The sequence below is a fragment of the Nocardia sp. NPDC047654 genome, from assembly GCF_043205035.1.
In the GTDB taxonomy this organism is placed as follows: Bacteria; Actinomycetota; Actinomycetes; order Mycobacteriales; family Mycobacteriaceae; genus Nocardia.
Genome location: NZ_JBIDDF010000007.1, coordinates 152,732 through 177,320, shown reverse-complemented (window position 1 = coordinate 177,320; position 24,589 = coordinate 152,732). Strand labels below are relative to the sequence as shown.

Below are 24,589 nucleotides of genomic sequence, written 5' to 3'. Positions count from 1 at the left end.
TCTCCTGAATCATCGAGCGGGGGAAAGGGAGGCCGCGCCGGTGGACGCGGTGAGCCGGGATCGGCCGAGCAGTGGAAGCACCTCTTCGCCGACGCGATAGGCCTCCTCCAGGTGGGGATTGCCCGCGAGGATGAACGCGTCGACGCCGAGAGCGATCAGCTCGTCGAGCCGCTGCGCCACCTGCTCGTAGCTGCCGACCAGGCCGAATGCCGGACCGCCGCGGATCAGGCTGAATCCGCACCAGACGTTGGGCTGCACTTCCAGGTCGCGGTATCCGGTGATGGTCTCCGGCACCCAGCCCTGGATGCGGGCGGCGCCGACCGAGTCGCCCTTGGCGGCCCGCTCGGCCGCACCGCGGTCGACGAAAGCCCAGCCCTTCTCGATCTCCGCCCAGGCCGCCTCCTCGGTGTGCCTGGCCAGGATGTCGATGCGGACGGCGAATTTCGGTGTGCGTCCGATGGTTCCGGCGTGCGCGCGCACGCCGTCGAACTTGGCGCGCAGATCGGCGAACGGCTCCAGCCAGGACAGGTAGTAGTCGGCATGCGTGCCCGCGGCCCGCACCGCCGCGGCCGAGGATCCGGAGAAATACACCTCGGGAAACGGCTGTCCGGCGATGCCCGGCGCGAGGGCGGCGCCCTCGGCCCGGAAGAACCGGCCCTCGTGGTCGTAGGGATCGCCATCCCACACGCCACGCAGCACGTCGAGGAACTCGCTGGTGCGGGCGTAGCGATCGTCGTGCGAGACCTTGTCGCCCCACCACAGCTGGGCGGGCCCGCCGCCCCCGCTGATGATGTTGTAGACGAGCCTGCCACCGGTCGCGCGCTGCAAGCTCGCCGACATCCGCGCAGCCTGCACCGGGTGCAGGAAGCCGGGCTGGAAGGCGACCATGAAACGGTAGGTGGTGGTTTCCGCGGCCAGTGCCGCCGCGACCGCCCACGGGTCGTCGGTCACCGGGAACGAGGGCAGCAGGCCGCCGAGGAATCCGGCCGATTCGGAGGCCTTCGCCACCGCCGCCATATGGTCGATGTAGCCGTAGCCGTCGAGTTCGCCGCCGCGGATGGCGGGTGCGATATTGCCCGGCCCGTAACCGTTGGCGTGGCCGCGGTTGTAGCGGCGCGGCGTGCGCAGCGACGCGTGATCGCCCTCCATGCCGATGCGCCAGTAGATGTCGATGGTCATGCGGTTGCCTCCTGCTCGGTCAAGGTGCGGCCGACCGGGTCGGCGAGGAACAACAGGTGCTCGCCCGCGCGATGCAGTTCCTCGATGTGCGGGTGCCCGGCGAGCACCACGCTGTCGACGCCTGCCTCGGTGTAGGACGACAGACGGTGCGCGACCTGCGTGTAACTGCCGACGAGTCCGATGGTCGCGGAGTATCCGAGCCCGGCGAACCCCGCCCAGCGGCCGTCGCCCAGATCGTGTTCCCGTGCGTCCGGCCCGTCCGGGTGCACCTCGCGCCACAGACGTTCGGCGCGAGCCCATGCCTCGTCCTCGGTTTCCCGCGCGATGACCGGCAGCTCCAGCCCGGCGCGCACCGTGCGTCCCGCCGCCGTAGCGCGCTCGCGCAAGGCGGCGATCGCGGTGCCGACACCCGCCTCGGTCTCGGTGAAGACGTGCACGTCCCCGTGCGCGGCCGACAGCTCGAGCGCGGCGGCGCAATCGCCGGTCAGGTAGACCGTCGGGAACGGCAGCCCCGACAGGATGCCGCGGAAGCCGCCGTCGATCACGTCGTAATGCGTTCCGGCGTAGTGGAACCCGGTGCCCGCGAAGCCCGCCGAGGGAACCGCGGTCTCGTTCCAGACGCCGCGTGCGACGGTGAGGAACTCCGCGGCCCTGACGTAGCGGTCGTCTCCGGTGACGCGATCGCCGCGTGCCCGCGCGTCGGCGGGATCGGTGTCCACGGCCAGCTGCCAGGCCAGTCGGCCGCCCGAAATACGTTGCAGGGTGGCCGAGATCTTCGCCGCGTAAACCGGAGTGCCGAACGCGGGCTGGAATTCGACCACCACGCGGGAGTACCGGGTGGCGCGCAGCGCGCCGCCCGCCACGATCCACGACTCCTCGCCGTCGGGGTCGTAGGGCGCGAGTACCCCGTCCAGCCCGGCCAGTTCGGCGGCATCGATGATCTGCGCAAGGTCGTCGAACGGACCGAAGCGTCCCGGGCGCAGGTCGGTCGCGGGCGTCACCGGCGCGGGGCCGCCGAATCCGCCGCGATTGCGCTGTTCGGGACGGGTGTGGCGACCGTCGCCCCGGGAGGGCAAGCGCCACAGGAACTCGGTCATGCGGGGACCTTCCCGGATGCGACGAGTTCCTGGGCCCGGGACAGCGGCTCGTAGGCGACCCAGGAGTCCAGGTCGAAGTCGGCGGCGAGGAAACCGTGCGCGTAGAGGAACTGCTTCTGCACGCCGATCAGCTCGATCCGTTCGTCCGAGAGCGAGGGGTGCAGGCCACGGTGGAAGTTCGCGCCGTACGCCGCGACGACGCCCTCCGGGCCGGACAGTGTTTCTCGCTGGAGCACATCCCGGACCCCTTGCAGGTTGCCCGCGGCCCAGTCGGCCGCGCGCAGGCTCTGCGCGAGGAATTCCACGACCACTTCCGGACGCGCTTCCAGCAGGTCCGAGTGCACGGTGATCGGGCGTGGCGTCCCGTTGTTCACCCGGAAGCGTTTCGCCTCGGTGGCGTCCAGGTCCACCGCGACGCGCAGGCCGTGTTCGCGCGCGACTTCCTGGGCGCGAGCGCCCTTGACGTAGATGGCGTCCACCTCGCCGCGCAGCAACTCCGCCACACCCCAGGTGACCACCCGGCGATTCGCCTGGATCTCCGTGCGCACCTGCGGGTTCCGCTCCACCCCGATCTCGACCAGGCGCACGTCGGCGAGGGTGTGGCCGCCGAGCCGCAGGGCGTTCGCGAAACCGTGCAGGGCCATCGCTCGGGGGAAGCTGCGCGCCTGGTCCTGCGCCCACGCCGGGATGCCGACGCGCAGACCGGCCAGCTCGGCGGCGCCGCCGACGGTGGACTCCGGCCCGACCAGAATGGCTTGCGCCTCGTCGATCCAGGTCAATCCGATCAAGCGGGTCGGCGAGCCATGGGCGCGCGCCGCCAAGGCCGGAACATTGCCGCCCTCCCGGATCAGCCCGGACAGGTCGTGCAGGAAGTGGTGCCCGGCCAGCTCCGGACCCGCGTCCTGGAGGACGCCGAACTCCAGCCCGGCTCGCGCCGCGGCGTCGCCGAGCCAGCCGAGGCTGTGCGCGAGCCCGCTCGCGGTGGGCACTGGGCAGCGGGTGTACCAGAGGGTGTCGGTCATGAGGCACTCCTTGGAGCGGGCGTGGTGCGACCCACGCCGAGCTGACTGAGGAAAAGGGATTGATAACGCAAGATTTCGGGGTCGGCGCGGTCGCGCGGGCGGGCCACGTCGATGCCGACGTCCACGGCGAAGCGCCCCTTGTCCAGGATCAGCACGCGGTCGGCCAGGCGGATCGCCTCGTCGACGTCGTGGGTCACCATGAGCACCGCGGGCCGGTGCCGGGCGACCAGGTCGCCGACCAGGTCCTGCATCTGCAGGCGGGTCAGCGCGTCCAGCGCCGCGAAAGGCTCGTCGAGCAGCAGCAGTTCGGGGTCGCGCACGAGCGCACGGCCCAGCGCCGCGCGTTGCGCCTCGCCACCGGAGAGAGTGGCGGGCCACTGCCTGGCCTTGCCGTCGAGGTTGACCTCGGCGAGGGCGCGCAGCCCGGCTTCGCGATTGCCCCGGGAACGGCGCTGCCCGACGATGACGTTCGCCAGCACCCGTTTCGAGGGGATCAGCCGCGGCTCCTGGTAGACGGTGGTGCGCCGTCCCGGGACGAGCACCTCCCCCGCGTCGGGCGCCTCGAGTCCGGTGAGCAGGCGCAGCAGCGTGGTCTTGCCGGTGCCGCTGGGCCCGAGCAGGACGACGAACTCGCCGCGCCGGATGGTCAGGTCGACGCCCTCGAGCACGGTCTTGTCGCCGAACGACTTGCGCAGGCCGGTGATCGAGACGGCGACCGGTTCGGCCACCGCGGGCGCGGTGGTCACCTCGGCTCCCGGCTCGGTGACGGCGGTCATCGGATCGCCACCTGTCCGCGCCAGGGCATCGCGAAGCGCTCCGCCAACCGCACCAGCCCGTCGAAGATCAAGCCGAGCAGCGCGTAAAGCACGACGCACAGCACCATGTAGTCCGTGCGGTTGTACTCCTGCGCCAGGGTGACCAGGTAGCCCACGCCTTCCCTGGTGCCGACCTGCTCGGCCGCGATGAGACCGGTGATGCTGATCGACAGGCAGACCCGCAGCGCCATCAGCACGCCGGGCAGGGCCGAGGGCAGAACGACCTCGAGCACCAGCCGCCAGCCGGTCAGCCCGAAACTCCGGGCCGCCTCGACCATCTTGCGATCGACGTTGCGCACCCCGAGGTAGGTGTAGGCGTACATCGGGGCCACCGTCGCGACGGCGATGAGCAGCACCTTGTACAGCTCATCGATGCCGAACCAGGCGATGAACAGCGGCACCAGCGCGAGGAACGGCACCGCGCGCAGAATCTGCATCGTCGAATCGACCAGCTCCTCACCGAGGCTCGACAGCCCCGACACCAGGCCGAGCGTCAGCCCGATGGCCACGCCGATGCCGACGCCGAAGGCGGCGCGCACGAACGACGCCAGCGCGAAGTCGAGCAGCTGTCCGGTGCCGAGCAACTCGGTGAAGGCCGTCCACACCGCGGGCGGGCCCGCGAGCACGCGCTCGGAGAGCGCTCCGGTCGCGGAGCCTATCCACCAGCCGGCGACGATCAGCCCGGGGAGAAGGAACCGCAACGGCAGCGAAAGCCATGTGGGCCTGCGCTTTCCGGCGCGGCTGCGGGGCGGGGCGAGCGCGGTGGGCACCGGCCCGGCCGCGGCGATCACCGCCATCTCAGCTGCCCGCCTGGATCGCGGCCAACTGCTCGGGCGTCAGCTTGGACTTCAGGTCGTAGAAGATGTCGGCGGCGGTGATCCTGCGGGTGATCACGCCGTTGCCGAAGAAGGTGTTCACCACGTCGGCCAAGGCGGTGGCGTCCGCCTCGTTCGGCAGGTGCGGCGCCGTGGCCTCACCGCCCACCCGGTAGGCGTCGGTGAGCCGCGCGCCCGACAGTGCGCGCGGGCCGGTCTTCTCGAAGACGTTCTCGAATTCGGCCGGGTTGGCCCGCTGCTTCGCCGTGAGATCCTGCAGGACGTCGAGATATTTCGCCGCCACGTCGGGGCGCTGATCGAGCACCTCGGTGCGGAACACGACGACCGTGTTGTCGTTGGAGCCGATGCTCTTCTCCGTAGCGATCTCGACCCCGCCGTTGGCCTTGGCCTCCTGGTAGGGCACCAGGAACGACGCCCAGCCGTCCACCTTGCCGGTCGCGAACGCCGAGGCGGCGTCCTTCTGCTGCAACGGAACCCGCGTCACCTTGTCGGCCGGGACGCCCGCCTGCGCGAGCGCCTTGAGCAGGATGTATTCGCCCTTGGCCGCGGGATTCACCGCGACGCGCCTGCCGACCAGGTCGGCGACCGAACGCACGCCCGACTCCGGAGTCACGATGATGCCGCTCTGGTCCTTGCCCGCCGGATCCTGCACGGCGACGATCCGCACGCCGACGTCCTTGGACAGCGCGCCGACGACCGGGCTGAACGCCGCACCGGAGACGTCGAGTTCCTTGGTGTTGAACAATTTCAGGTTGGAGCTGAAGCCGGGGGTGATGGTGACCCACTCGATCTTCGCGCCGAGCGGCGCCAGCGCCGCGTCGAAGGTGCCGTCGCGCTTGCCGACCGCCAGCGGGCCGGAGTTCCCCGGGTCGGCGACTTTGAGCACGAAGGAGGCGCCTGCGCCGGTGTCGCCGCCGGTGTCCGAACCACACGCGGCGACGAGTGCGACGAGGGGAACGATCGCGAGCGTGATGCGCATGAGGGCTTGCCGCCACATCGTGAGGACTCCTTGTCCGAATTGTCGATCAATGCCCTCGCAGAGTAGGGACGGCGACGCCCGGGTCACGAGGTAATGCTTTCCGAGGATCGGAAAGCTTGACATATCGAACTCTCTACGCTTTTTCGTTCCGAACTGCTGCGAGTCGACTTCTGGCGGAGCGATCGCGACCAAGTCTGCGTCATCTTCGCTGTAGCTTTCCAAATATCGGAAAGGACAAACCTTCTCATCCCCAGTGTTGTGTTACCGTCGGATCCGTGGAACCCTCCGGCGTGCAGACCGTCGCCCGCGCCCTCTCGGTCCTGGACTGCTTCCGCGACGGCCGGGAGCGCGGCGTCTCGGAAGTGGCGCGGCAGCAGGGTCTCGCGGTCAGCACCACGCACCGGCTGCTGGCCACGCTCGTGCAGGCGGGCTTCCTGGAGAAGAGCACCGAATCCAGCCGGTATCGCATGGGCGGCGCCCTCGCGGAGTGGGGGCAGATCGCCTACCGCCAGCACCGGATCTATCTCGCCGAGCCGTATCTCGAACAGCTCGCGGGCACCACCGGAGCCAGTTGCTCGGTCGCCACCCGCCACGGAATCCACGCCGTGCTGCTCGGCACCAGCCGGTGGCGGGAGACCGACGGGCACGAACTACAGGGCGTACGGCTACCTCTGCACGCCAGCGCCCTCGGCAAGGCCCTGCTGGCCTGGTCGGAAACCACCGACGAGCAGTTGCGCGAACTTCCCTACGACGAGGGAACCGAGCGCTCGGTGTCCGGTCCCGGCGAGCTGCGCGCCGAACTGACCACCGCGCGGGAGCGCGGATACGCCTACAACGACGAGGAACTCGATCCCGGCTTCCGCACCATCGGCCTGCCCATCCTCGATCCGGCGGGCCACTGCCGGTTCGCACTCGGCCTGCGCGGGCCGACGACGCTGATGATCCCCGCGCGCGTGCCGTTCTTCGTCGAGCTCGCGAAGGTCACCGCCCAGGAGATCGCGGCCAGGTTCGCCGCCGCCTAGGTTCGCGAAAATGGGACGATCCGGTCGAAAATCCGCCCGCCGCAGGTGCGCCACCCTATTGTTGACGCGTAATCGATAGCGCGAGCTCGTCGTTCGGGAGACGACAGCGGTGCCGCGCCGGGCACGGTCCGGCGTCGCCTGGGGAAGGAGTCGCATGACGAACGGTCACGCGCGGGTGCGCGCCGGGTCGTCGCCCAAGCTCGATACCAGCCTCGCCCACGAGGCGCGGGTCTACGACTACTGGCTCGGCGGCAAGGACAACTACCCCGCCGATCGCGCCCTCGGCGACACGATCGCCATGCACATCCCGGCCATCCGCGACATGGCCCGCGCCAATCGCGCGTTCCTCGGCCGCGCGGTGCGCCATCTGGCCGGCGAGGCCGGCATCGATCAATTCCTCGACATCGGCACCGGCCTGCCCACCGCGGGCAACACGCACGAGGTGGCCCAGCGGATCGATCCGGCCGCACGCGTGGTCTACGTCGACAACGACCCGCTCGTGCTCGCCCACGCCCGGGCCCTGATGGCGAGTACACCGCAGGGCAGGATCGAATTCCTCGACGCCGATCTGCGCGATCCGAGCGCCGTCCTGGACGCGCCCGTCCTGGCCGACACCTTCGACCCGGACCGGCCTATCGCGATCTTGCTGGTCGCGATCATGATGTTCTTCCGCGACAGCGACGATCCGCACGGGATCGTCGGCCGGCTGCTGGAGGCGGCGCCGTCCGGCAGCTATCTGGTGCTCACCCATTCCACCGGTGATTTCGACCCGCGGGCCATGGCGCGCGCCGCGGCCGCCGCCGAGCAGGCCGGCATCGCCTTCCGCCCGCGCGGCCGCGACGAGGTCGAATCCTTCTTCGCCGGAACCGCACTCGTCGAGCCGGGCATCGTTGCGGTCGACGCCTGGCGGCCGGACACGGATGCCGCTCCGGCCGGGGTACGGTCCGCTTGGTACTGGGCGGGCGTCGGGCGCAAAACCTGAGCGGCGTTTGAGCCGCCGCCGCGCGGCAATCACGTCGGAGGTATCCGGCGGCCGCGGACGGGTGAGGTGGTGGACATGGTCGACGACGTGGAGAAGCGCTGGCGCGATCCCCGCGGGTTCCGCCGCGCGGCGACCTACGTCGCCTCGGTGCTCGCCACCGCCGCGCTGGTCTTCCTGCTGAGCCTGCTGTGGGCCGCCCAGCGCGAGTGCGCGGACGCGGACCGGCTGTTGTGTGACAGCACCGTCCAGGTCGCCGTGGTACTCGGGCCCGCGGTGGTTCTGCTGATCGGCGGCATCGGCGCGTTCGTCGAAACCTACGTGCAGTGGCGCCGCGGCCGGACGTGGCCCATCTGGCAGGGCGCGGGCTGGTTCCTGTTCATCCTGATGCTGGTCTATCTCAGCATCGGCGGCGGCGCGGCGGCGCGCTGATCAGTCGGCGACCCGCACGACCACCTTGCCGAAGTTGCGGCCCTCCAGCATCCCGATGAACGCCTCGGGAGCGGCGGCCAAGCCGGTCACGACATCCTCGAGATAGCGCACGCGCCCCTCGGCGACCCACTCACCCATCTCACGCAGGAAATCCGGGTACAGCTCGCGGACGAATTCGGTTTGGATGAATCCGCGCACCGTGAGGCTCTTGGTCAGGATGCGGCCGTAGTAGGCGGGCAGCCGATCCGGGCCGTCCGGCGCGCCTGCCGCGTTGTAGTTGGCGATCAGCCCGCAGACGGGCACGCGCGCGTAGGTGTTCAGCAGCGGATAGACCGCGTCGGCCACCGCGCCGCCGACGTTCTCGAAATACACATCGATGCCGTCGGGGACCGCCGCCGCCAACTGCTCGGCGAAATCGGGGGCGCGGTGGTCGAGCGCGACGTCGAAGCCGAGTTCGTTCAGGTAGGCGACCTTGCGCGGGCCACCCGCGATGCCCACCGTGCGGGCGCCACCGATCTTGGCGATCTGGCCGACGGCCGAGCCCACCGGACCGGTGGCCGCGGCGACCACGAGCGTCTCACCCGGCTGCGGTTTGCCGATCTTGCGCAGTCCCGCGTAGGCGGTGAATCCCGGCATGCCGAGCACACCGAGGGCGGTCGAGACCGGAGCCTTCGCCGGGTCGAGCCTGCGGACGTCGCGCGCGGGGGCGACATGGTGGGTTTGCCAGCCCGAATAGGCCAGCACCACATCGCCTTTCGCCATCGACGGGTCGCGCGATTCGAGTACTTCGGCCACGGTCGCGCCGACCATCACCGCGCCGATCTCCACCGGCGCGGCATACGACTCGGCGGCACTCATCCGGCCGCGCATGTACGGGTCCAGTGACAGGTACCGGGTGCGCAGCAGGACTTCACCCTCCGCCGGAGCGGGGAGCTCCGCGGTCTCGGTCCGGAAATTCTCCGGGGTGGGCGCACCCACCGGCCGGGAGGCAAGCACGATTCGCGTCGACTCGACCATCCGCCCACCCTAACCGCAAGCGCGGGCGCCCGATGTCGGCGCCCAACCGTGTCCGGCGATCACCAGGACGGCGCTTTCGGCCCCAGGAACAAGCCGCCGTTCACCTCCAGCGTCTGGCCGGTGACCCAGCGCCCGTCATCGGAGGCGAAGAAGGCCACCGCGTCGGCGATATCCGCGCCGCTGCCGACGCGCTCCAACGCGGTCATGCCCGCGACGCCCGCGATCGCGCCGTCGTTGGTGTGCAGCCACGAGTTCATATCGGTGTCGGTGATGCCGGGCGAGACCGTGTTCACGGTGATCCCGCGGGGTCCGAGGGTGTTGGCCAGCGAGCGGCCGAACACGTTGAGCGCGCCCTTGGTCATCCCGTAGACGACTTCCGGCGTGGCGAACCAGGTGACGCCGGAGGAGATGTTGACGATGCGCCCGCCGTCGCGTAGCAACGGCAACGCCCGCTGCACGATGAACAGCGGCGCCCGCACGTTGACCGCGAACAGCCGGTCGAAGTCCTCGGGCGTGGCCTGCTCGACGGTGGCCTCGTAGGCGATGATCGCGGCGTTGTTCACCAGGATGTCCAACGGCCGGTCGCCGAGCCCCGCGGTGAGTTCGCCGAACAGTTGGTCGATGTCGCCGTCGACACCCAGTTCGGCGCGAACGGGGAACGCCCGCCCGCCCGCGCTCCGGATCGCCGACACCGTCTGCTCCGCCGCCTCCTTGTTGGTGCCGTAATGCACGGCCACCTCGACACCGTCGGCGGCCAGCCGCTCGGCGATGGCCCGGCCTATCCCCCGCGAGGCGCCGGTCACCAGGGCGGTCTTTCCGTTCGGATCAGTCATGATGCACTCCCGCATTGTCGTTAGGTAACGTTCCCTAACATCGCTGACAGCGGCTACTCTATTCCCGTGGAACCGAAACGTCGAACCGCCGCGGAGACCAGGGAGCACATCCTGGTCGTCGCGCGGGAGTTGTTCTACGAACAAGGGATTCGGGCGACCGGCGTGGATCGCGTCGCGGCCGAGGCGAACGTCGCGCCGCCCACCCTGTACCGGCTGTTCGGTTCCAAGGACGATCTGGTCGCCGCGTACCTGGAGCGCGAGGACCGCCATTATCGAGAGTGGTTCACCACGGCGGCGAGCGGGGACGGCCCGCGCGAGCGCATCCTGGCGCTGTTCGAGGCGCTGGCCGAGCAGGTGCGCCCCGAATCCTGTCGCGGTTGTCCGTTTCTCATCGCGCTCGGCGAATTCCCGGACCGCGACGTGCTCGGCCACAAACACGCCGTCGCGATGAAGAGCTGGGTGCGGGCACAGTTCGGCGCGCTGGTCGGCGAACTCGCGGCGACCGCGCCGGTCGCCGACCCGCAGGCGCTGGCCGATCAGCTGATGCTGGTGATGGAAGGCGCCTACGCCACGACACAGGCGTTCGGCGCGACGGGTCCGGCCGCCCGGTCCCGCGCGCTGGTCGAGGCACTGCTTCCGGCCGCAGCTTCGGGATGAGCGTCCGGGATATCGACTCGAGCCGGCGGAACATTGGCGCGAGTGCCGCGGCTTCGTAGCGTCGTGACCATGACCTTGGAAATCGGCACGATCCTGCCCACCTCGACGCCCGATCCGGCGCGACCCATCCTGGGCGACGTGCGCGCCGCCGCCCGTCTCGCCGAGCAGATCGGCCTGGACTCGGTGTGGTCCACCGACCATCTCGTGGCCGGCGCGCCGATCCTGGACAGCACCGTGGTGCTGGCCACCGCCGCCGCCGTGACCGATCGCGTCCGCATCGGTTACGGCGTGCTGCTGCTCGCGTTGCGGCCGGTCGCGTGGGCCGCGAAGCAGATCGCCGCGCTCCAGTACGTCTCCGGCGACCGGTTGATCCTCGGCGTCGGCACCGGCAACCCGGCGCACGGGGATACCGGATGGCGGGCGGCAGGCGCGCCTTTCGCCGAGCGCGGCCGTCGCACGGACGAGGCGTTGCGTGTCCTGCCCGATCTGGTCGCCGGGCGGCCCGCGGTACTCCCGGATGGCACCGAGGTCACCTTGGCACCGGGTGCAACCATGCCGCCGGTGCTGATCGCGGGCGACGGAGAACGGGCGCGACGGCGCGCCGCGGCCTACGCCGAAGGCTGGATCGCCATCGGACTCGAGCCGCCTCGGGTCGCCGCGGCCGCGGCCGAATTGACGACGCTCGCGGAGGAATACGGCCGCCCACCGCTCGAAGTGACGATCGTGGCGCCCCCCTTGGCGACCGATCCCGGCCAGGCCGCCGAGCAACTGGCCGCCTACGCCGAGGCGGGCGCCGCGCGCGTCATCCTCGCCCCGTCCGGAAGCGAATGGCAGGTCGGCTACGAGTTCGCCGCGAAGATCAAGGCACAGCTCTGATCGCTCTCCCCCGGCGCGCGGCGATCCCAGCGTGAGACCGAGAAGCACCGCCGCGATCCGTATCCACCACCCGCCCGGGCGAAAAGGGGCCGAGCAGCCGTGCGCCGAAGCCCAGCGCGGCGAACCGAGGACGCCGCGCGGCATCGCCCCCCGGTGATCCGGGCTCAGGCAAGTACTGGCGAGGGAGCAGAGTAGCGCCCGGTGTCCGCGGAAGCGGCGCGCGCGTTGCGTTGCAGCAACGGATCCCCTTGCCCGGAAACCTGTTCGGACTGGACACGCCGCCGGGCCAGAGGTGCAGGCACCCTGCCCCGGCGGCGCCGTATCCGAGAAGGCGCGACCGTGGGCACGGTAGCACCGCCAGTTTGTTCGGAGCCCCGGACGACTCGGATGGGCCGCTCACGGCAACTATCGGCGGCACGACACCAGGCCGGTCGACTACCTCGTATTCCTCCGTATCGGGACGCGGCGAGGTAATTTGATCTTCGCTACGCCGACCACAGCCTTCAGCTCCATCCCGCACCCACCCGAGATGCACAGGAGTTCACTTTGGCACGGCACCGTCGCCCGAACCGCTCGACCACCCGCGGCGCTTTCGCCATCGCCGCCGCGCTCTCCACCCTGCTCACCGGCATCGGAACAGATGCGGCGGCACGCCCGATCGGCCCCTACGACGTCGGCGGGGCGATCGAGGCCGAATACGACGAGGCCGGTGGGCCCGCGTTCTTCGGCGATCCGGTCACGCCCGACTCGCCCGCCGTCGGCGGTGGCCGCTACCAGGCGTTCGAGCGCGGCTCCTCCATCTACTGGCACCCGGACACCGGAGCCCATCAAGTCGGCGGGGCGATCCGCGACAAATGGGGCAATCTCGGTTACGAAGGCGGAGCGCTCGGCTATCCCGTGGCGCGGGAAGCGGCGACACCCTCGAAACCGGGCAGCTACAGCGTCTTCCAGAACGGGTCCATCTACTGGTCCCTCGGCACCGCCGCGCATCAGATCGGCGGCGCGATCCGCGACAAATGGGGCACCTACGGTTGGGAGAGCAGCCCGTTGGGGTTCCCCATCACCGACGAATCCCCCGCCCGCTCGGGCAACGGCCGCTACAACTTCTTCGGCGGCGGAGCCATCTATTCGGCCCCGCGCACCGGCACCCACGTCGTCTGGGGGTCCATCCGTGAGTCCTGGGAGGCCGCGGCGGCCGAAGCCGGACGCTACGGCTATCCCACCAGCGACGAATACGACCTCGAGAACGGCAAAGCCCAGGACTTCGAGGGCGGCCGCATCACCTGGACGCCCTGACCGCACCGGCGAGTGCCGTAGAAGGAGTTGAGGACATGCTTGCTGGACAGCTGTTCCCGCGCGCCGCCGCCGGGCAGCGGTTTCGCCCGGAGGAGGTGCCGGTACCGACTCCAGGGCGCTTCCGCCGACAGCGGCTGCGTGGACACTACGGCTCCGAACCCGATCATGTGCTCGAACTGGTGCGCCTGCGCCGCGCCCATCGCATCGACTTCGCCGAATCGGTGAGTGCCCTGCTCCCGTCGGCCGAAGCGGACAAAGCGGTGCAGGCGTTGGAGAACAAGGAAGGCAATCCGATCCGAATCGTGCTGACCCCGTGAACTTCCGGCAATCCGGACGTCGGAGCGATTCGTAACGGCTCCGCCGGCGACCCCAACTCGCGTTGGGGTCGCCGTGGCCGAACCAGCCGCTGCCCGAGCCTATCCTCAGACCCCGACCTCGACAGGTATCCTGCCACATCACCGCGGCCGCGTCGCATCGGTGATCTTCCATCGGTACGTACATGCGCGCGTGCATGTGCATTGGCGCTACCGGTCTCGAAATGCTCGAAGATCGAGGTGGACAGACGCCGATCGATAACGGATGAGCATCGTCCAGGGTTCGGCGATGCCGAACTGTTACCTTTCGTATGTCTCATTTCGACGAGTTACGGCCGACGACAACAGAATTCACACCCCGGCGCGAGGATTCGATTCGGGTGCCGCACGATTCACCCCGCCGCCCCTGAATCGATCCGACCGCCCGGTTTTCAAACGGCCGAGATGGCCCCGCTCCGAAAGTGCGCAGTACCACGTGCGCGGAGCAGGTCAATGCGTTGAGCAAACTCCCCGCGCAAGCCGCACGGCGAGTACGGCCCGCTCGGCGGCGCCGATCGGGTCCTATTCGCCCGAGCGCATGCCGCCGAGCAACTCGCGGAGGAAACCGATGCTCTCGGCCGGAGACAGCGCCTCCACGCTGATCCGGTTCATGACCGACATGTACAGCTCGACATCGCGCTGCTTGTCGAAGTACAACGAGCTGGTGAGCTGTTCGGTGTAGACGATGTCGGCCAGCTCGGGTTCCGGGAATCGAAGGATGCTGAACGGGCCACCCGCGGCGGAGTGCCCGCCCGCCGAGTACGGCAGTACTTGTATCCGAATGCTGGGACGGTCGGCCATCCCGACCAGATGTTCGATCTGCTCGAGCAGAACCTCCATCCCGCCGACCGGCCTGTGCAGCGCGGCCTCGTCGATGACCGCCCAGAGCGTCGGGGCGGCCGCCCGATAGAGGATCTGCTGGCGGCGCATGCGAATGGCGACGCGGCGTTCGGTCTCGTCGGTATTGCCCAGTTGGATCACCGCGCGCGCGTAATCGGCGGTTTGCAGCAGTCCGGGCACGAATTGCGCCTCGTAGGTGCGGATCGTGGTGGCGGCCTGTTCGAGGCCGATGTAGGTCTCGAACCACGCGGGAAGCAGATCGCTGTAGTGCTGCCACCAGCCCGGATCGTTGGCCCGCCGAGCCAGTTCGAGATACGTTTCGCGTTCAGCGGGGTCGACAACGCCGTAGAGGCTCAGCAGGTCGCGCAGGTCACGTTCTTTGAAACCGGTCCGGCCCAGTTCCAGTCGGCTGATCTTGGCATGCGATCCGCGGATGGCGTCGCCCGCGGCCTCCCTGCTGATTCCGCAACCCTCGCGCAGCTGTCGCAACCGGCTGCCCAACGCGATCCGCAGGACGGTCGGACCACGTTCTGCGGCAGGGAGATCCGCGTTGTCACCGGCATCCTCGTCGTTGCTCATGCATGCCTCCGGCCGATCGGGGGTTAGACCGCGGGGCGTTGTGCCTCCACCATCACAGCTCTCTGAACGTCGGCTGCAAATCCTACTAGTCCGTTCCCGGACGGCGGTCCAGGCGCGAGTGCGTGCCCGGAACGCCGGGGGCGCAAACAGGTATTCGCAAGAGTGCCAACGCAATATCTTGCCCAGAAATCCGAGCGAGCCCGCGGCGGTATGCGTAGAGTCGCCCCCGACGGTGGCCACGCGGAGGAGGAGCGCCATGACGTCGGCAGAGGGATCGCCCCGCCTAGCGGGTGTGGACCCGGCGGTGCCCAGCATCGCGCGCGTGTACGACTACGCCCTCGGCGGGACGGACTGGTACGAATCCGACCGGCAGGTATATCAGCACCTGAAGCGGGCGGTGCCGCACCAGGACGACGTCGGCGCCGCGAATCGGCGCTGGCTCGAGCGGGTGGTCCGCTACGTCACCCGGTCGGCGGGCATCGATCAGATCCTCGACCTGGGCAGCGGACTGCCCACGCAGAAGAACACCCACGAGATCGCCCAGGAACTCGACGCCGCGGTCGCGGTGGTCTACGTGGACAACGACCCGGCCTGCGTCGTCCGGGGACGGGAGGTACTCGAAGCCAACGAACGCACCCACTTCCTCGACTCGGACCTCACCCACCCCGCGGATCTGTTCGACAGCCTCGCGGTCAACCGTTACCTCGATCTGTCCCGCCCGATGTTGCTGATGCAGTGCGGCACTTTGCACCACGTCGACGACGACCAGGACCCCGCGGGCATCATGCGGCGGTATATCGATCGTCTCGCACCGGGCTCCTACGTGATGATCAGCCACTTCTTCGATCCGGCCGACGAGAACGAGCATTTGCACGTCCTGGCCAGGCGGGCCGAGCGGGCATTGCACGATGGGGGTCTCGGCACCGGCCGATGGCGCACCCGCGCGGAGATCCAGGCGTTCTTCGACGGACTGGAAATGGTTCCACCGGGATTGGTGGAGCTGCACGAATGGTGGCCCGGCGGCCCCGCGCTGCGCACGCCGTGGCCCGACGAACGGCTCATCCTCGGCGGCGTCGGCCGCAAGACTTGAACCCGTCCCCCACCACGGACCCCGATATGTCTTCGAACGACGTGCAGATCACCGAGCAGGACGTCCAGGACGAGCCGGCCCGCGTCCTCGGTGGCATGAAACCCCAACGGTCACCACCGCGATCGGCCGATGAGTATCGACCGGTTCGTATGCTCGGTCGTGGTCGGCGAGACCACCGTCGATCCACGAAATCAGCGCCCGCCGAACGTATCCGCACGGATTGCCCGCCGATTCGGCGGACCCTAGGCTGGTGAGCCAGGCGACGGAAACTACAGAGAGGTCTCCATGTCCGAGCACGCTCCCCAGACCGGTGTTCGCGCGCCGGTAGGCGTGGACACGACACGCGCGAGCATCGCCCGCGTCTACGACGCCACCCTCGGTGGCAAGGACAATTACGAAGTCGACCGCTACGTGCGCGACAAAGTCGCCGAAGTCGCGCCGCGGCAGAGCGATGTGGCCCGCATGAATCGCCGCTGGCTGCACCGCGTGGTGCGCTATCTGGCCGGGACCGTCGGCATCGACCAGTTCCTCGACATCGGCGCGGGGCTGCCGACCGTCGGCAATACCCATGAGATCGCCCAACAGCAGAATCCCCAGGCGCGTGTGGTGTACGTCGACAACGACCCGGTGTGCAACATCCACGGCCGCGTCCTGCTCGAGCGCAACGAGTTCACGCATTTCGTGCCCGCGGATCTCACCGTGCCGAAGACCTTGCTGTCGCACTCCGACGTCACCAGGCACCTCGATCTCACCAGGCCGCTGGCGCTGATCCTGTGCGGCATCCTGCATCACGTCGACGACGACCTCGATCCGGCCGGGATCATGCGTCAGTACATCGACGCGCTGCCCGCAGGCTCCTACGTCGCGATCACGCATTTCTACGATCCCGACGACGGCGGCGAGGCGCACGAGATGGCCATCGAGCTGCAACGGCGTTTCACCGAAATGGGCTTGGGCTCCGGCTGGTACCGCACCCGCGCGCAGATCGCCTCGTACTTCGGTGATCTGGAACTGATCGAGCCCGGCTTGGTCGAACTCGACGACTGGTGGCCGATGGGTCCCGCGATACGCCCGCGGATGACCGAGGAACGTCTGCTGCTGGGCGGCGTCGGCTACAAGTCCGGAACGTCGAACGGCGTCGTGACCGCACTGCGCCGCCGCGCGACCGAGGACGACCTATCGGATGCCGCCGCCGGACCACACGGCTGAAAGGTAATTGCCGCAATGACTTACGACGACCTGAACGGACCGGACCTTCGCGAGGACCGGTGGCGTCACCTGGAAGTCCCGCTCGGGCCCGGCCAGAGCTGGCGCTACGCCGACCCGGCCGCCCGTACCGAGGTCGGCGATGGTGCGGTGTCGGTTCGGATCGACGCCTTCACCCGATCCCACGCCGACGTCCAGATCCTGGACAACCCGAAGCATCTGCTGGTGTCGACCGAAACGTTCGATCTCACCGGCGGTCCACGGACTTTCACCGTGGAGATGGCGGCGGAGAACATCGGCGCCACCGGCGAGGACTACCGCGACGGCTTCGCCGCATTCAACGTCCTCGATATGAGCAGCGCCCAGGTCTTCGACCTGATCGCGACCAGCAAGCACGCCTACGCCATTCACGAGCGGCTGTTCGTGCCGGGCGTCGTCCCAGCGGAAGAAGCGTTCACCCACGTGGTGCACGCGCCGCTGGCGGGGATCGACATCAAACCCGGAGAGTTCCACCGCTACAGCGTCACGATCGACCGGGCCGCGGGCACCGCGGGCTGGTACGTCGACGACGCCCCGGTGTACACCACCCGCGCGCCGCAGCTGCCCGAGACGGTGCAGATCGGTTTCGGCATCATCACCTTGCATCCGATCGAAGACGGACACAGCACATCGCTGCGCGGACAGGGACTGCACGCCTCGTGGCGCGACTTCACGGTGGGGTGACCGGCGTCGCCGAGCGACGCGGGGTCCGCTGAAAACAACTGATGCCCAGCCGAACTCGGCTGGGCATCAGCTACGTCACCGCCTGGCCGGGCGGCCCTGACCGCCGGTCAGACACTCTCTTTGCGCGGCCATTCCACACTGCCCGACCGGGCGTATTCGCCCGGCGCGACGCCGTCCTCGTCCATGCCGTACTCGTAGTCGAACTCGTCCGACTCCGTACGACGGCGCGGATCCCACACCATCGCCACGGCCGACACGGCCAGCAACGCGACGACAATGGCCGCGATGACTACGTAGAGCACGTCTTCCAACCTCCTGAAGGAAAAATCGAATAGCACACCGCCGTGCCGGATACGCAACGCGCACAGCTTCTTTGACGCCGCAGGCATAGTAAGCCGCAGCACCGGGAATCGGACATTCCGACGCCGGTTACCGACCGGTCGCCACCGGATCCGGGCCGGGCGGCAACGTCCGCCGATTCCCCGGAAACGCCCCGCGAACGTTCAGCGTCGCTTAGGCTCGGCACAGTCCCGGTGGCTCCGGGACAGCCGGCGCGGCATCGGTATGCCCAAGCCTGCCGCGATCGCTGGTGGTAGCGGTGGGGTTCACCCAATTAGATGAACCTCGCCGTCCCGCCGCTTCCCGTGAAATCGCAGGGACATTCGCGTGGAATCACCCGCATCGGGCATCCTTCGAGCTACCGTCTTCGGTCATGGACGACATCGAACTGCAGCCACCGACCGTCGCCTCCGCCAAGCACACCGGCCTGGTCCTGGACATCGCCACCCTCGATATTCACAACCCGCTCGCCCGGCCCGGCGAGACCACCTATCCGTACGTTCGCTGCACCGACCACCGGGTCCTGCGTCTACCCGAGCCGTTGCACCGGTGGGCCACCGAGACCATCGCGCTCAACCACACCCAGCACGCCACCGGCGCCCTGCCCCTGTTCCCGGGGCAGGTCGAATTCGGCATCCTCGACGGCACCATGTACGCCGAAGTCCTCTGACCCGAATCCATGACGAGAGCCCGGTCGACACGGCCGGGCTCTCACCGCGTTCCGGGGATTCGCCGCCGTAGGCCGGATGCGCGTGAATGCCCCGACCGCGTGCACGTCGGCCGAGGCGGGCCCAACCATCGGTGTTCCGCCGCCGGGGTGGCCCCGGTCCCGGCTCGCGTCCTCCGGCCGACATCGGTCCTCCGATCGGCGAACGCCACGTGCTCGATGACGGCGATGGACCGACCAGCGCACCGACTCGAAGCGCCAGGTCGACACGCGACCCGGTGTGCCTGTGGCGCGCTTTCCGCCCGCACGACACACTGGAGCCCGTGAATCGCATGTCAACCCGACGGCGCCGCCGCGGATCGGACGGCCTGCCGTGACCGACCTCGCCCGCGGTGAGAACCGCCCCGCGCCCGCCGACCGGCTGACGGTGACCGTGACCTGCTCGGCCCCCGTCGACGTCTCGGCACTGTTGCTGAACTCGGCGGGGCGGGTGCGCTCCGACGCCGATTTCGTGTTCTTCAATCAACCGGTCGCCCCCGGCGTCACCTACCGGCACGGCCAGGGCGCGGGCGATGTGGTGGACATCCAGACCAGCGCGCTGCCCGGCGATGTGGATCGCGTCGTCGTCACCGCGAGCCTGGACGGCAACGGCCCGCCCACCTTCGCGTCCGCGGGGTCGCTGCGCGCGACCATCGCGTCTCCCTCTGGCACGCTCGCCTTCCCGATGACCGGGCTGAGCACCGAGACCGCCGTGGTGTGTGTGGAGATCTACCGTCGCGGCGGCGCGTGGAAGGTGCGCGCGGTCGGGCAGGGTTACGACAACGGACTGGCCGGAATCGCGACGGCCTTCGGCGTGAGCATCGACGACGAACCGGCCCAGGCGCCCGCTGCGGCTCCCCCACCGGCGAATCGACCGGCCCCGCAGACCCCGGCGCCCGCTCCCCCGCCCGCCTATCGACCTCCCCCGCCACCGGCGAATCAACCACCGCCACCGGCGTACCAGCCCGCGCCACCGCCTTCCTACCCAGCGCCACCGGCCTATTCCGCGCCGGCCGCCGCGGTGCCGCCACCACCGATGCACTCACCTCAGCAAGGAGCGCTGCCGATGCAGAGCGAACTGTTCGCCCCCAGCCACGCCGAAGTCACCGGCGCGGGCATCCAGAAGCAGGGCGGCAAGATGATCAAGGTGGCCGTCAACGGCGAGGTCATGGCTCGCGCCGGATCGATGGTCGCCTACCAGGGCGATCTGCAATTCCAGGCGCTCGGTGCGGGCGGGATCGGCCGGGCGATCCAGCAGCGGCTGACCGGCGAGGGCGTTCCGCTGATGAAGGTGTCCGGGCGCGGCGACCTGTTCGTCGCCAACGGCGCCGCCGACGTGCACACCATCGATCTGGACGGCACCGACGGGCTCACCATCAACGGCGCCAACGTGCTGGCCTTCGATTCCACCCTGCGCTACGACATCCGGATGGTGCAGGGCGCCGCCGGATTCGCCAGCAACGCCGGGTTGTTCAACTGCGTCTTCACCGGCCGTGGCCGCATCGCCATCACCACCCACGGCACGCCGGTGGTACTCAACGTCGACCAGCCGACCTACGCCGACCCGCAGGCGGCCGTGGCCTGGTCGTCGAGCCTGCAGACGGGCATCAAACGCAACGATTCGTTCGGATTGGGCAGGCTGATGGGCCGCAGCACCGGCGAGGGGATGACGCTGTCGTTCTCCGGACACGGTTTCGTCATCGTGCAGCCGTCGGAGCTGCCGCCGGGCGGCTTCGTCGGAGGCACCGGCGGCGGACAGGAGGCCGGCCAGAGCGGCGGTGTGCTCGGCGGCCTGTTCGGCTGATGGCGACAGGCGCGGTCAAGCCTGAAGCGATACGAGTTCCACGACGGTGATGTCCGACGGCGCGCCCACTCGCACCGGCGGGCCCCACGCCCCGGCTCCCCGGGAGACGTACAGCTGCGTGTCGCCGTATCGCTCCAGTCCGGCGACGGTCGGATTCGCCAGCCCGGCAAGGTAATTGCCGGGCCAGAGCTGGCCGCCGTGGGTATGGCCGGACAACTGCAGATCGACGCCGTGCGCTACCGCGTCCTCGATCAGCACGGGCTGATGCGCCAGCAGCACCGCGGTGCGCGCCCGGTCGCGGTCGCCGAGCGCCTTGCCGAAATCCGGTCCCTGCCCGATGCGTTCGCCCTGTACGTCGTTCACCCCGGCCAGGTCGAACCCGGGCAGCTCGGTGCGGGCGTTCGCGAGCAGGTGCATGCCGAGCTCCTGAACGTGCTCCACCCATTGCTCGGCGCCGGAGAAGTACTCGTGGTTTCCGGTCACGAAGAACGCGCCGTGGCGGGCACGCAGCCCGGCCAGCGGCTCGACGGCCGATCGCAGATGCTCGACGCTGCCGTCCACCAGGTCGCCGACGACCGCGATGAGGTCGGGCTGGGTGTCGTTGACACTGCGCACCACTCGCTGGGCGAAGCCGCGCCCCAGGATCGGACCGAGATGCACGTCGCTGACCACCGCGATGCGGAACCCGTCGGCTCGGCGCGGCAACTTCGCCAGCGGCACGGCGACGCGCTTGACGCTCGGTCCGTCCAGGACGCCGTAGGCGCCGATGCCGACGGTGGCCGCCGCGGCGGCGACCGCGGCGCCGCTCACCACCCGCGAGACGAAGACCCGGCGCGGTAGGCGGGTCTTCGGGGACTCGGCGGGAGCGGCCGTGTCCGGCAGGGACTCCGGCGCGGAACCGGCTTCCGTCGATGACTCCCGCGCAGAACCGTTTTCCGGAGGAGACTTCGACGCGAAATCGCTTCCCACCGCAGACGCCTGTCCGGAACCGCTCCCCACGAGAGACTTCGACGCGGGATCGCTTCCCACCGCAGACGCCTGTGCGGAACCGCTCCCCACGGGAAACTTCGGGACGGAGTCGATCTCCGCAGGAGATTCCTGGTCCGGTACCGCCTGGCCCCGATCGAACCGGCGCAGCGCGAGAATCCGGATCGGCTCGCCGACCGCCAGCGCCAGCAGCAGATAAACGAACAACGCGCCCCACAGATAGCCGGGCCAGGCGATGATCCGCACCACCGCGAACGGAGCGGACGCCAGCTCCGCCACCGTCGCGCCCAACAGCAGCAAAGGCCCGGCCAGCACGATGGCGGTACCGACGCGCCGCGCGCGGGACCCCGCCGCGGTCGTGTCCCGCACGAGCCGCCGCCAGACATACCAGTGGGCGCCGACGACCGTGAGCACGACGACGCCCACGAGAACGAGCACGACGACACCGACCAGAACACTCTTCACGACCACGACGGCACTCTCTGCGAACATTCGGCTTGCGCGGCATCAACCTACGTCACGACGAGGGCCGCGCACGGGTCGACGACTTCCCGGTGCCGGTTACTCCGTCCGTTCCAGCACACCGCGCAGAAACGCCGCCTGGCCCGCATGCTGTAGGTCATCGGAGATCACGCTGACCAGCCGCACACCCAGCGTCACCGGCGGATCCCACCGGACGTCGACGACGCGGTCCAGATCGCTGTCGTTCAATTTCCGGACGAAACGCAGCGTCTGTTCGTGCACCGCGTCGTAGTAGCCCGCGAGCGATTCGGCCGACGCCCGGATGACCGCCACGTCGGCGGGGCGGTCACCGTAGCCGGTCGCTCCCGCGTCGATGGGCAGGTCGAAGCGGTCGTACCAGCCCTGCGCGGTCCAGACCTGCTCGGTGCCGGCCACTTCCGCGAGGTGGTCGTCTTGCACGCGGGTGAGATGCCAGATCAGCCACGCGATCGAGTTGGCGCCCGGATCGACCCGGCGGACGAGGTGGTCGTCCGCCAGCCCGTCCACCGCTTCGTGCACCACCTCCTTGATCCGCTCGCAGGCGTCGGTGAGCACATCGGCACTGGTAGCCATCTATCGACTCCTTCTCGGGTAGTCCGCTGCCACCGACGGTACCCAGCGCGACCACCCGCCACGACCGGCGACGCTCCGCTGGGAGGAAATTCTCGCACGATCGCACCACATTGAATGTGCCGTTATTCAACGGTACGATACGCATTGGTTAGATTGGGTCGATGACCTCCGAATCGGTCACCGACCGGACGAAGACGTACCGAAGTGAGGGAGTACCGATGATTCACGACGTCGAGACCGGACGCGCCCGGCGAGCGGTTGTCCGCGTGGCGATGGTCGCCGCGCTCGCACTGACCCCCGTCGCCGCGGTCGCCGCGCCCGCGATGGCGCAGCAGCCGACCGTCGCGCAGGCGAGCCAGGCTCAGGAGATCCACGGTGGCTGGCACCGCCACGGCGGCTGGGGCCACCACGGCGGGTGGGGCGGTTACGGCGGGTGGGGCGGCTACGGCGGCTGGGGCGGTTACGGCTACGGGGGCAACCCGTTCGGGTTCTACGGCAGCCCGTTCGGCATCTGGCCCGGCATCGCCTGGATGCTGCCCGGCACCGGTAGCGCGTTCTGAGCGGAGCGCTCCCGCAGCACGCCAGATGATTCCGGCTCCGCGCCGCCGACCCGGCGCCTTGTTCGCGGCCGGGCTCCGCATGGGCGCGGCCCCGGAATCATTCGGCACTTGGCGAGATCGCTCCCCGAGCCCCGTGGCCACACCTACCGACGCGATCGCCGGATCGAGTGCCGCAACCCCGCGGCGGCCTCGAATCACGGCGTCGCGCCGAGCGACCGCCCGAGCGGCGAAGTGCACTCTCCGATCTCGAACCGGGCCGCGGTAAACCCAGCACCCCGGCAGCGCGCGGCCGACGAACTCGTACCGATCCGGTTGCCACATCTGAATTCTCCGGAGATACCGGCGTCCGCCGCGCGAATTTTGCACCGCGTCAGACGAATCAGCACACATTCTGCAATTCGGCCGAATCGGACAGCGAAACAGGCGCCGCCCGTAAGTAATTCAGTGGCGCACCGGGTGCGGGCAGGTCACCGATTTTTCGTGAAATTCGCAGAACGATTGCTTCGCGAAAGCCCTACGGCCAGAATGGGTGGGGCCGAGAACCGGCATCTTGGGGATTCGTCGGCACTCGTGGCCGACACGACTATGTGGGGAAAAACTGATGAGAGTCAACAGATTCGCCGCAACCGCCCTGCTGGCGGTCGGAGCCACCGGAATAGCGACAGGTGTCGCGCACGCACAGCCCGCGGCACCGGCACAGGTCAGCGTGCACGGCGTCGAGCAGGGAATCGGTTTCACCTCGGCACCCGCCGCCGACGGCACGGGGGTGGTCACCACCCTCGACGCGGGCACCTTCGCGTTGACGGCCGACGCGGGCGCCGTCGAACTGCGCAACGGGACGGGACAGGTCGTCGCGACCATGCCCTTGGCGTTCCAGGCCTCCGGCGCGGCGCACGGGCTGGCGCCCACGATCACCGATGCCGGTCGCACCCTCACGGTGACGCCGGTCGACGCGCCCGCGACCACCGAGCGCCTCACCCAGTTCATCGGTGAGGACGACACCCTCGCGCGCAAGCAGTACAACGCCGGTATCGGCGCCCTCATCGGCGCGGGCATCGGCGCCGTGATCGGCTTCTTCCTCGGCGGAGTCGGCGCGCTGGTCACTGTTCCGATCGGAGCGGGCATCGGTGCGCTGATCGGTTTCTCCACGCCGTAATCGGCCGAGTCGGTGTGCGGCGGGAAGACGGCCGCACACCGATCGCCGGTCGCGCCGCCGGGATTCCCTGGGTGTCCGCGCACTTTCGCGCCGGTCGGCCGAGGGGAACGCGGCGGCCCGATCGTCGTTCGT

Annotated in this window: 26 protein-coding genes; 14 read left to right on the top strand and 12 right to left on the bottom strand. The window is 69.3% G+C overall.

From position 1 onward, the window contains the following. Positions 1-9: 9 nt before the first annotated feature. From ACGF7Y_RS20630 to ACGF7Y_RS20605, 6 genes are read right to left on the bottom strand one after another with little or no spacing between them, the layout of a single operon-like run. On the bottom strand, positions 10-1,179 hold the full coding sequence (locus ACGF7Y_RS20630; RefSeq protein ID WP_393236040.1) for an LLM class flavin-dependent oxidoreductase: 1,170 nt from the start codon (positions 1,177-1,179) through the stop codon (positions 10-12). After that, positions 1,176-2,276 carry an LLM class flavin-dependent oxidoreductase gene (locus ACGF7Y_RS20625; RefSeq protein WP_393236039.1) on the bottom strand — a complete coding sequence of 367 codons (1,101 nt, stop codon included), beginning with the start codon at positions 2,274-2,276 and terminating at the stop codon, positions 1,176-1,178. The genes ACGF7Y_RS20630 and ACGF7Y_RS20625 overlap by 4 nt, the downstream gene beginning before the upstream one ends. Continuing rightward, the gene (locus ACGF7Y_RS20620; protein ID WP_393236037.1) at positions 2,273-3,298 is read right to left on the bottom strand and encodes an ABC transporter substrate-binding protein; all 1,026 of its coding nucleotides are present in this window, start codon (positions 3,296-3,298) and stop codon (positions 2,273-2,275) included. Before ACGF7Y_RS20620 ends, ACGF7Y_RS20625 begins: the two co-directional genes overlap by 4 nt. Next, complete coding sequence (locus tag ACGF7Y_RS20615; protein ID WP_393236036.1) at positions 3,295-4,074, bottom strand: ABC transporter ATP-binding protein; 780 nt, start codon at positions 4,072-4,074, stop codon at positions 3,295-3,297. Before ACGF7Y_RS20615 ends, ACGF7Y_RS20620 begins: the two co-directional genes overlap by 4 nt. Then, entirely contained in the window at positions 4,071-4,910 is an 840-nt protein-coding gene (locus ACGF7Y_RS20610) for an ABC transporter permease (RefSeq protein ID WP_393236035.1), read from the bottom strand. Before ACGF7Y_RS20610 ends, ACGF7Y_RS20615 begins: the two co-directional genes overlap by 4 nt. 1 nt (position 4,911) lies before the next feature. Then, entirely contained in the window at positions 4,912-5,946 is a 1,035-nt protein-coding gene (locus ACGF7Y_RS20605; protein ID WP_393236033.1) for an NrtA/SsuA/CpmA family ABC transporter substrate-binding protein, read from the bottom strand. Positions 5,947-6,203: 257 nt separating this feature from the next. On the opposite strand from ACGF7Y_RS20605, the gene ACGF7Y_RS20600 reads away from it, so the two are divergent. The 3 genes from ACGF7Y_RS20600 (at position 6,204) to ACGF7Y_RS20590 (ending at position 8,361) form a co-directional block, all read left to right on the top strand. Then, positions 6,204-6,950 (top strand): IclR family transcriptional regulator, encoded by a 747-nt coding sequence (locus ACGF7Y_RS20600; RefSeq protein ID WP_393236031.1) that lies wholly within the window; start codon positions 6,204-6,206, stop codon positions 6,948-6,950. A gap of 154 nt (positions 6,951-7,104) precedes the next feature. Beyond that, on the top strand, positions 7,105-7,932 hold the full coding sequence (locus ACGF7Y_RS20595) for an SAM-dependent methyltransferase (protein WP_393236029.1): 828 nt from the start codon (positions 7,105-7,107) through the stop codon (positions 7,930-7,932). A gap of 75 nt (positions 7,933-8,007) precedes the next feature. Continuing rightward, positions 8,008-8,361 carry a hypothetical protein gene (locus ACGF7Y_RS20590; RefSeq protein WP_393236028.1) on the top strand — a complete coding sequence of 118 codons (354 nt, stop codon included), beginning with the start codon at positions 8,008-8,010 and terminating at the stop codon, positions 8,359-8,361. Here the strand turns inward: ACGF7Y_RS20590 and ACGF7Y_RS20585 are convergent, their stop codons facing one another. Then, positions 8,362-9,378: an NADP-dependent oxidoreductase gene (locus ACGF7Y_RS20585; RefSeq protein WP_393236026.1), complete on the bottom strand. Its 1,017-nt coding sequence runs from the start codon at positions 9,376-9,378 to the stop codon at positions 8,362-8,364. A gap of 59 nt (positions 9,379-9,437) precedes the next feature. Next, positions 9,438-10,211 carry an SDR family oxidoreductase gene (locus ACGF7Y_RS20580; protein WP_393236024.1) on the bottom strand — a complete coding sequence of 258 codons (774 nt, stop codon included), beginning with the start codon at positions 10,209-10,211 and terminating at the stop codon, positions 9,438-9,440. Between the two features lie 66 nt (positions 10,212-10,277). Between ACGF7Y_RS20580 and ACGF7Y_RS20575 the strand changes: the two genes are divergently transcribed. The 4 genes from ACGF7Y_RS20575 (at position 10,278) to ACGF7Y_RS20560 (ending at position 13,357) form a co-directional block, all read left to right on the top strand. Further along, positions 10,278-10,868, top strand: a complete 591-nt coding sequence (locus tag ACGF7Y_RS20575; protein ID WP_393236022.1) for a TetR/AcrR family transcriptional regulator — start codon at positions 10,278-10,280, stop codon at positions 10,866-10,868. A 69-nt stretch (positions 10,869-10,937) separates the two neighbouring features. Then, entirely contained in the window at positions 10,938-11,744 is an 807-nt protein-coding gene (locus ACGF7Y_RS20570) for an LLM class flavin-dependent oxidoreductase (protein ID WP_393236020.1), read from the top strand. A gap of 546 nt (positions 11,745-12,290) precedes the next feature. Then, on the top strand, positions 12,291-13,040 hold the full coding sequence (locus ACGF7Y_RS20565; protein WP_393236018.1) for an LGFP repeat-containing protein: 750 nt from the start codon (positions 12,291-12,293) through the stop codon (positions 13,038-13,040). Positions 13,041-13,075: 35 nt separating this feature from the next. Then, positions 13,076-13,357, top strand: a complete 282-nt coding sequence (locus ACGF7Y_RS20560) for a hypothetical protein (protein WP_393236016.1) — start codon at positions 13,076-13,078, stop codon at positions 13,355-13,357. Between the two features lie 558 nt (positions 13,358-13,915). On the opposite strand, the gene ACGF7Y_RS20555 is transcribed toward ACGF7Y_RS20560, so the two are convergent. Continuing rightward, on the bottom strand, positions 13,916-14,812 hold the full coding sequence (locus tag ACGF7Y_RS20555) for a helix-turn-helix domain-containing protein (protein ID WP_393236014.1): 897 nt from the start codon (positions 14,810-14,812) through the stop codon (positions 13,916-13,918). A 256-nt stretch (positions 14,813-15,068) separates the two neighbouring features. Between ACGF7Y_RS20555 and ACGF7Y_RS20550 the strand changes: the two genes are divergently transcribed. The 3 genes from ACGF7Y_RS20550 to ACGF7Y_RS20540 all read left to right on the top strand — a co-directional run bounded on the left by ACGF7Y_RS20550 (position 15,069) and on the right by ACGF7Y_RS20540 (position 17,831). Then, positions 15,069-15,902, top strand: coding sequence for an SAM-dependent methyltransferase (locus ACGF7Y_RS20550; protein WP_393236012.1), 834 nt, complete (start codon positions 15,069-15,071; stop codon positions 15,900-15,902). A gap of 285 nt (positions 15,903-16,187) precedes the next feature. Then, the gene (locus ACGF7Y_RS20545; RefSeq protein WP_393236010.1) at positions 16,188-17,111 is read left to right on the top strand and encodes an SAM-dependent methyltransferase; all 924 of its coding nucleotides are present in this window, start codon (positions 16,188-16,190) and stop codon (positions 17,109-17,111) included. A gap of 15 nt (positions 17,112-17,126) precedes the next feature. Continuing rightward, a complete protein-coding gene (locus tag ACGF7Y_RS20540) occupies positions 17,127-17,831 on the top strand; it encodes a DUF6081 family protein (protein ID WP_393236008.1) in 705 nt (234 codons plus the stop codon). A gap of 107 nt (positions 17,832-17,938) precedes the next feature. Here the strand turns inward: ACGF7Y_RS20540 and ACGF7Y_RS20535 are convergent, their stop codons facing one another. Beyond that, positions 17,939-18,133 carry a hypothetical protein gene (locus tag ACGF7Y_RS20535; RefSeq protein ID WP_393236006.1) on the bottom strand — a complete coding sequence of 65 codons (195 nt, stop codon included), beginning with the start codon at positions 18,131-18,133 and terminating at the stop codon, positions 17,939-17,941. A gap of 410 nt (positions 18,134-18,543) precedes the next feature. Between ACGF7Y_RS20535 and ACGF7Y_RS20530 the strand changes: the two genes are divergently transcribed. Further along, positions 18,544-18,840 carry a hypothetical protein gene (locus ACGF7Y_RS20530; RefSeq protein ID WP_062971377.1) on the top strand — a complete coding sequence of 99 codons (297 nt, stop codon included), beginning with the start codon at positions 18,544-18,546 and terminating at the stop codon, positions 18,838-18,840. A gap of 370 nt (positions 18,841-19,210) precedes the next feature. Then, positions 19,211-20,680, top strand: a complete 1,470-nt coding sequence (locus ACGF7Y_RS20525; RefSeq protein ID WP_393236004.1) for an AIM24 family protein — start codon at positions 19,211-19,213, stop codon at positions 20,678-20,680. A 15-nt stretch (positions 20,681-20,695) separates the two neighbouring features. Here the strand turns inward: ACGF7Y_RS20525 and ACGF7Y_RS20520 are convergent, their stop codons facing one another. Continuing rightward, positions 20,696-22,138, bottom strand: coding sequence for a metallophosphoesterase (locus tag ACGF7Y_RS20520; RefSeq protein WP_393236002.1), 1,443 nt, complete (start codon positions 22,136-22,138; stop codon positions 20,696-20,698). 90 nt (positions 22,139-22,228) lie between these two features. Further along, on the bottom strand, positions 22,229-22,741 hold the full coding sequence (locus ACGF7Y_RS20515; protein ID WP_393236000.1) for a DUF664 domain-containing protein: 513 nt from the start codon (positions 22,739-22,741) through the stop codon (positions 22,229-22,231). A 218-nt stretch (positions 22,742-22,959) separates the two neighbouring features. Here ACGF7Y_RS20515 and ACGF7Y_RS20510 point away from each other — a divergent pair, with 218 nt between their 5' ends. Both ACGF7Y_RS20510 and ACGF7Y_RS20505 read left to right on the top strand, forming a co-directional pair. Further along, on the top strand, positions 22,960-23,301 hold the full coding sequence (locus tag ACGF7Y_RS20510; protein WP_157114067.1) for a hypothetical protein: 342 nt from the start codon (positions 22,960-22,962) through the stop codon (positions 23,299-23,301). Between the two features lie 601 nt (positions 23,302-23,902). After that, positions 23,903-24,457, top strand: coding sequence for a hypothetical protein (locus ACGF7Y_RS20505; protein WP_393235998.1), 555 nt, complete (start codon positions 23,903-23,905; stop codon positions 24,455-24,457). The last annotated feature ends 132 nt before the right edge of the window (positions 24,458-24,589 follow it).

What these genes read in the sequence shown, in the direction of transcription:
- ACGF7Y_RS20630 (WP_393236040.1), bottom strand. Translation starts at nt 1,179, where the DNA reads ATGACCATCGACATCTACTGGCGCATCGGCATGGAGGGCGATCACGCG.
- ACGF7Y_RS20625 (WP_393236039.1), bottom strand. Translation starts at nt 2,276, where the DNA reads ATGACCGAGTTCCTGTGGCGCTTGCCCTCCCGGGGCGACGGTCGCCAC.
- ACGF7Y_RS20620 (WP_393236037.1), bottom strand. Translation starts at nt 3,298, where the DNA reads ATGACCGACACCCTCTGGTACACCCGCTGCCCAGTGCCCACCGCGAGC.
- ACGF7Y_RS20615 (WP_393236036.1), bottom strand. Translation starts at nt 4,074, where the DNA reads ATGACCGCCGTCACCGAGCCGGGAGCCGAGGTGACCACCGCGCCCGCG.
- ACGF7Y_RS20610 (WP_393236035.1), bottom strand. Translation starts at nt 4,910, where the DNA reads ATGGCGGTGATCGCCGCGGCCGGGCCGGTGCCCACCGCGCTCGCCCCG.
- ACGF7Y_RS20605 (WP_393236033.1), bottom strand. Translation starts at nt 5,946, where the DNA reads ATGTGGCGGCAAGCCCTCATGCGCATCACGCTCGCGATCGTTCCCCTC.
- ACGF7Y_RS20595 (WP_393236029.1), top strand. Translation starts at nt 7,105, where the DNA reads ATGACGAACGGTCACGCGCGGGTGCGCGCCGGGTCGTCGCCCAAGCTC.
- ACGF7Y_RS20590 (WP_393236028.1), top strand. Translation starts at nt 8,008, where the DNA reads ATGGTCGACGACGTGGAGAAGCGCTGGCGCGATCCCCGCGGGTTCCGC.
- ACGF7Y_RS20585 (WP_393236026.1), bottom strand. Translation starts at nt 9,378, where the DNA reads ATGGTCGAGTCGACGCGAATCGTGCTTGCCTCCCGGCCGGTGGGTGCG.
- ACGF7Y_RS20580 (WP_393236024.1), bottom strand. Translation starts at nt 10,211, where the DNA reads ATGACTGATCCGAACGGAAAGACCGCCCTGGTGACCGGCGCCTCGCGG.
- ACGF7Y_RS20570 (WP_393236020.1), top strand. Translation starts at nt 10,938, where the DNA reads ATGACCTTGGAAATCGGCACGATCCTGCCCACCTCGACGCCCGATCCG.
- ACGF7Y_RS20560 (WP_393236016.1), top strand. Translation starts at nt 13,076, where the DNA reads ATGCTTGCTGGACAGCTGTTCCCGCGCGCCGCCGCCGGGCAGCGGTTT.
- ACGF7Y_RS20555 (WP_393236014.1), bottom strand. Translation starts at nt 14,812, where the DNA reads ATGAGCAACGACGAGGATGCCGGTGACAACGCGGATCTCCCTGCCGCA.
- ACGF7Y_RS20550 (WP_393236012.1), top strand. Translation starts at nt 15,069, where the DNA reads ATGACGTCGGCAGAGGGATCGCCCCGCCTAGCGGGTGTGGACCCGGCG.
- ACGF7Y_RS20545 (WP_393236010.1), top strand. Translation starts at nt 16,188, where the DNA reads ATGTCCGAGCACGCTCCCCAGACCGGTGTTCGCGCGCCGGTAGGCGTG.
- ACGF7Y_RS20540 (WP_393236008.1), top strand. Translation starts at nt 17,127, where the DNA reads ATGACTTACGACGACCTGAACGGACCGGACCTTCGCGAGGACCGGTGG.
- ACGF7Y_RS20530 (WP_062971377.1), top strand. Translation starts at nt 18,544, where the DNA reads ATGGACGACATCGAACTGCAGCCACCGACCGTCGCCTCCGCCAAGCAC.
- ACGF7Y_RS20515 (WP_393236000.1), bottom strand. Translation starts at nt 22,741, where the DNA reads ATGGCTACCAGTGCCGATGTGCTCACCGACGCCTGCGAGCGGATCAAG.
- ACGF7Y_RS20510 (WP_157114067.1), top strand. Translation starts at nt 22,960, where the DNA reads ATGATTCACGACGTCGAGACCGGACGCGCCCGGCGAGCGGTTGTCCGC.
- ACGF7Y_RS20505 (WP_393235998.1), top strand. Translation starts at nt 23,903, where the DNA reads ATGAGAGTCAACAGATTCGCCGCAACCGCCCTGCTGGCGGTCGGAGCC.